Source organism: Elstera litoralis (genome assembly GCF_000963705.1).
Taxonomy (GTDB): domain Bacteria; phylum Pseudomonadota; class Alphaproteobacteria; order Elsterales; family Elsteraceae; genus Elstera; species Elstera litoralis.
On record NZ_LAJY01000219.1, the window covers coordinates 1 to 5,108 of the forward strand.

4 protein-coding genes and 1 pseudogene are annotated in these 5,108 nt (G+C 62.1%); 3 read left to right on the forward strand and 2 right to left on the reverse strand.

Going from position 1 to position 5,108, the window contains the following annotated elements; translation table 11 throughout:
- Window positions 1–193: 193 nt before the first annotated feature.
- The 3 genes from VZ95_RS09430 (at window position 194) to upp (ending at window position 2,415) form a co-directional block, all read left to right on the forward strand.
- On the forward strand, window positions 194–1,141 hold the full coding sequence (locus VZ95_RS09430; RefSeq protein WP_045775621.1) for an exopolyphosphatase: 948 nt from the start codon (window positions 194–196) through the stop codon (window positions 1,139–1,141).
- Between the two features lie 154 nt (window positions 1,142–1,295).
- A complete protein-coding gene (gene rpmB, locus VZ95_RS09435; RefSeq protein ID WP_045775622.1) occupies window positions 1,296–1,592 on the forward strand; it encodes a 50S ribosomal protein L28 in 297 nt (98 codons plus the stop codon).
- A gap of 136 nt (window positions 1,593–1,728) precedes the next feature.
- A complete protein-coding gene (gene upp / locus VZ95_RS09440) occupies window positions 1,729–2,415 on the forward strand; it encodes a uracil phosphoribosyltransferase (RefSeq protein ID WP_045775623.1) in 687 nt (228 codons plus the stop codon).
- A 187-nt stretch (window positions 2,416–2,602) separates the two neighbouring features.
- Here upp and VZ95_RS09445 read toward each other — a convergent pair whose 3' ends face one another.
- Complete coding sequence (locus VZ95_RS09445; RefSeq protein WP_045775624.1) at window positions 2,603–4,003, reverse strand: MATE family efflux transporter; 1,401 nt, start codon at window positions 4,001–4,003, stop codon at window positions 2,603–2,605.
- Window positions 4,000–4,879 (reverse strand): annotated as a pseudogene (locus tag VZ95_RS09450) (ATP-binding protein). The gene VZ95_RS09445 and the pseudogene VZ95_RS09450 overlap by 4 nt, the downstream one beginning before the upstream one ends.
- Window positions 4,880–5,108: the final 229 nt, after the last annotated feature.

Genomic DNA, 5,108 nt, shown 5'->3' on the forward strand with positions numbered 1-5,108 from the left:
CCTCTAGACGAATTTGCGGCATCATCGCTCCAAACAGGAAAACTATATTCCGTTACGGTAGCCTACTCCTGCATGTGTTACTACTCCCCACGGTCGTGAATCCCGCACTGTCATGGCCTCTTCGCTTGCATTTTATCCGCATCTGACCAACCATCGCCGCAGCTTAGAGGCTTCGGAAAAGTAGGAGAAAAACATGGCCGACGGGAAATATCGTCTGATTACCCGCAGTGATTTCGACGGGCTGGTCTGCGGCGCATTGCTGAAGGAACTGGACCTGATCGACGATGTTCTATTCGCCCATCCGAAGGATATGCAGGACGGCAAAGTGCCCGTGACGGACCGGGACATTATCTGCAACCTGCCCCATGTGCCGGGGGCCGCCCTGACCTTCGACCATCATTCGTCGGAACTGGAGCGCAAGGGCGAGCAAGACGCCGTGGTGATCGATCCCGATGCGCCTTCGGCCGCGCGCGTCGTCTGGCGGCACTATGGCGGGGCCGACCGCTTCGATGAAACGCTTGATGATATGATGTTCGCCGTCGACCGGGCCGATAGCGCCGACTGGACGTTGGATGAAGTGCTGGATGCCGAAAGCTGGACCCTGCTGTCCTTCATGATGGATAGCCGCACCGGCCTTGGCCGTTTTCGCGATTTCCGCATCTCCAACTATCAGCTCATGATGAAGCTGATGGAAATGCTGCGCACAGGCCAGATCGACCCGATCATGGCCGACCCGGACGTGCAGGAGCGCGTTGCTATGTATCAATCGCAGCAGACGCAGTTCAAGCAGCAGTTGGAGCGCGTCGGCCGCATCGAAGGCAATGTGGTGGTGCTGGACCTGCGCGAGGAAGACCAGATTTTCGCGGGCAATCGCTTCCTCATCTACGCGATGTACCCCTCGTCGCTGATTTCGATGCATGTCATGTGGGGCCGCGATAAGCAGAATGTTGTGCTCGCCTGCGGCAAATCGATCTTTGACCGCACCTCGACGGTCAATATCGGCTCGCTGATGCTGCGTCATGGCGGCGGCGGCCATTCGGCGGCGGGCACCTGCCAGATCGCGCCGGAGACGGTAGAGGCCGTGATCGCCGAACTGCTGCCCGATATGCAGGCCTGCGAAGACGACGACGGCCAAGCGTAAGGGGGGCAAGCGTAAAGCTGAATCAAACCAGCGCTTTTCGCTTGACGCTTAACCCGGCGCTGCCTATACACGCCGTCTCTCAGACCGTTCCAAGGGCCTTCGGGTTGTTGGGACAGTCGTTCAGGATTAACCGTTACACATAGGGGATACGGTCATGGCGAGACGGTGCGCCGTCACCGGCAAAGGTGTGCTCACTGGCAATAATGTCAGCCACGCCAACAATAAGTCGCGTCGGCGCTATCTGCCGAACCTCCAGGTTGCCTCGCTGACCAGCGACAGCCTGGGCCGGGTGGTGCGTCTGCGCCTGTCGACCAATGCCATCCGCTCGATCGAGCACGCAGGCGGCCTCGACGCCTATCTCGGCAAGGCCCGCTCGTCGGAACTCACCGGCGATGTGCTGCGCTTGAAGAAGCAGATCGATAAGGCGACCGCCGCTAAGGTTGCTGCCTAAGCGCGAAGGTCAGCTTCGGCTGTCAAAAAAACCCCGCAGGGCGTGCCCGGCGGGGTTTTTTGTTGCGCGCCAATCTGGCGCCCCTCGGAACAGGCCGCTAAGATGCCGCTGTTACCGTTCATCAGAGGGGGAAAGCGTGGCCAACGCTTCAGCACAGTCCGAAACCGATCCGCGCGAGCTGGAGTTTCCGAACCTGCGCGTGCTGAAGCACCCGCTGATCCAGCATAAGCTCTCGCATATGCGCGACGCCGTAACCTCGACCGTGCGGTTTCGGCAGTTGCTGCACGAAATCTCGCTGCTGATGGGCTATGAGATCACCCGCGACCTGCCGCTGACCCTGGAGCGCATTACCACGCCGCTCGAAGACATGGATGCGCCGGTGATTGCGGGCAAGAAGGTGGCGGTGGTCTCGATCCTGCGCGCCGGGCTCGGCATGGTCGAAGGGCTGCTGGATCTGGTCCCCTCCGCCCGCCAGGGCCATATCGGCCTGTACCGCGACCCCGAAACCAAGAAGCCGGTGGAATATCTCATTCGCCTGCCCACCCCCGGCGGGCGCATGTTCATTCTGGCCGATCCGATGCTGGCGACGGGCAATTCCGCCGTTCATGCCGTCGATGTGCTGCTGAAGAATAATGTGCCGCGCGAGAATATTCGCTTCATGGCGCTGGTCGCCGTGCCGGAGGGGATGCGCGTCTTCAACGCCAACTACCCCGACGTGCCGGTCTATGCCGCCGCCCTCGACAGCCACCTGAACGAACACGCCTATATCGTCCCCGGCCTCGGCGACGCGGGCGACCGGCTGTTCGGCACCAAGGATCATTAGTCGGAGCGATTAAGCGGGGCTCTGCCCCCGATGCGCTTTGCGCGTCAAACGCGCGGAACCCCGCTCAAAGGGCGACGGCCCCTTGCGAATCCACGATCTCATCGCTCCCCATAGGGGAATTCGGATTAGGGGAATGGGATTGCCAAGGGGCAAGCCCCTTGGTTGGGGTGGAGGGGCAGCGCCCCTCCTATATCCGCTGCGGAATCGCCCGCCCTTGGCCTTGCGTGAGCGCCCGGAAGCGCCAGACCATCAGGAAGGAGACCGTGGCGAGCCCCGTCGCAAGGCCGATCCAAACGCCGATCCCCTGCCAGCCGAGAAGAAAACCCAGCACATAGCTGGTCGTCAGCCCAACACCCCAATAGCCGAAAACGGCGAACAGCATGGGCACGCGGGTATCGGAGAGGCCGCGCAGGCTGGCGGTGCCGATCACCTGCATGCCGTCGAAAAGCTGGAACAGCGCCGCCACCGCCAAATAGGTTACGGCCAGCTCCAGAACCGCGACATTGGCCACCGCCTCGGCGTCCAAAAACTGCCGCGCCAGCGGATAGGGCACGAGCCAGAGGACGATTGCCGCCGAGCCCATGACGGCAAGGCCCATGCCCTGCGCCACCCATCCCGCTTGCGCTGCCGCTGCGGGTTCGCCCCGCCCGACTGCCGCCGCAATCCGCACCGTCGCCGCTTGGGAAATACCCCAGGGCACCATGAAGGTCAGCGAGGCGAGGAGAATGGCGATCTGATGGGCGGCGAGCGCGTCCGTCCCCAACCAGCCCATCATCAGCCCGGCGATGGCGAACAGCCCGACTTCCATCACCATCGTAATGGAGATCGGCAGGCCGAGGGTGAGCATCCGCCGCCACAAAACCGCCTCGGGCCGCCACGCGCCGCCCGTGCGCCACAGCGCCGCGAAAGGCGCTTGCGTGACGATATAGACCAGCATCGCGCCCACCATCAGCCAGCAGCCCGTTGCCGTGGCAATCCCTGCGCCGATGAGGCCGAAGGCCGGAATCCAGGGCAGGCCGATACTCTGCCCGCCGAAAACCAGCAGCAGATCGAGCCCCGCATTCACAACGAAGGCCCCCATCGTAAAGGCCAGTGACAGGTTGGCCTTGTGATAGGTGACGAGCAGATTGCGCACCACGGTCATCAGCAGCAGCGGCGGGATCGACCAACGCAGCGCATCGAGATAATGCCCAGCCTCTTTGGCCAGCGCCGGGGCTTGCCCCAGCCACAGCAGCAGGGTTTCCGAGAAGCCGAGGATCAGCGCGATGCCGAGGCCGACGACGCTATTCAGCCCCAAGCCTTGCCGCAAAATCCGGGCTTGCCCCGCCGTATCGCCCTCGCCCTGGGCTTGCGCCAGCATCGGCGCGGTGACGGTGGCGAGCCCCATGCCGAAGAACCAGAAGAACACCCACAGCCCCTGGGCGAGCGCGGCCGCCGCCAGCGGCTCCTTCCCCAAATGGCCGATCACCAGCATATCGGTGAGGTTCATGCCCATTTGCAGCAATTGGCCGAGGGCGACCGGGGCCGCCAGCACCAGCATCGCCCAGCCTTCGGCGCGCCACGTTGCGGCGGAAAAAATCTTGGTCATGTCAGTCTCATTTCTATTCCCAAACGCCCGGCCAAATCTTGAATGAAGTGCCAGGCGGTGCGGCCCGAGCGCGCGCCGCGCGTAATCGCCCATTCCAACGCTTCAGCCCGTAAACGTTCGGGCGGATGGCGCAGGCCGAAGTGCGCCGCATAGCCGTCGATCATCGCTAAGTACGTCTCCTGGTCGCAGGCGTGGAACCCCAGCCACAGACCGAATCGATCCGAAAGCGAAACTTTTTTCTTCCACCGCTTCCCCGGCGTGAATCGCCGTCGAGCGCTCGTTCTCGATCATCTCGCGCGACAGGATGTGACGGCGGTTGGAGGTAGCGTAGAGCAGCACGTTTTCGGGCCGCCCTTCGATGCCGCCGTCGAGAATCGCTTTCAGCGACTTATAGGTCGAATCGCCCGCATCGAAGGAAAGATCGTCGCAGAACAGCAGGCAGCGCCGGGTTTGCGTGCGCAGAACCGACAGCAGCACGGGCAGCGACGGAATATCCTCGCGGTGAATTTCGATCAGCGCCAAACGCTGCGCCGGGTCGGCGGGGGCTGCGGCGTTGATCGCCGCGTGAACGGCTTTCACCAAACTGCTCTTGCCCATGCCGCGCACGCCCCACAGCAGGGCATTATTGGCGGGTAGACCGCGCGCAAACCGTTCCGTATTCGCAACGAGCAAATCTTTCGACTGCTCGATGCCCTGCAGCAGCGTGATTTCCACCCGCGCCACCGAGGGCACCGGCTCCAGCCAACTGCGGTCGGCGTGCCACACGAACGCATCCGCCGCCGCCAGATCAATCGCCGGGTTGGCGGGCGGGGCCAGCCGCTCCAACGCGTCGGCGATTCGAGCTAGGTAATCGAGCAGGGCCGGATTTTCGGTCATTGGGGCGTTTCCTCCGATTAAAGAGGCGCAGTCAAGCGCTCTGGTGGGCGATTGTCCAGCGGCAATATCCGAGGTCGGATATGTTAGCGCATTGATCCGTACGAAATTACTGAGTAATTTCGATTTAAACGAGCGCCCAACGATATTCCATATAAGAAGGTTGTAATGCCACGATATATTAGATCCTTAGACGGATTCATCAAATCATTAACACGCAAAGATCTGATTG

What these genes read in the sequence shown, in the direction of transcription:
- VZ95_RS09445 (WP_045775624.1), bottom strand. Translation starts at nt 4,003, where the DNA reads ATGACCAAGATTTTTTCCGCCGCAACGTGGCGCGCCGAAGGCTGGGCG.
- rpmB (WP_045775622.1), top strand. Translation starts at nt 1,296, where the DNA reads ATGGCGAGACGGTGCGCCGTCACCGGCAAAGGTGTGCTCACTGGCAAT.
- VZ95_RS09430 (WP_045775621.1), top strand. Translation starts at nt 194, where the DNA reads ATGGCCGACGGGAAATATCGTCTGATTACCCGCAGTGATTTCGACGGG.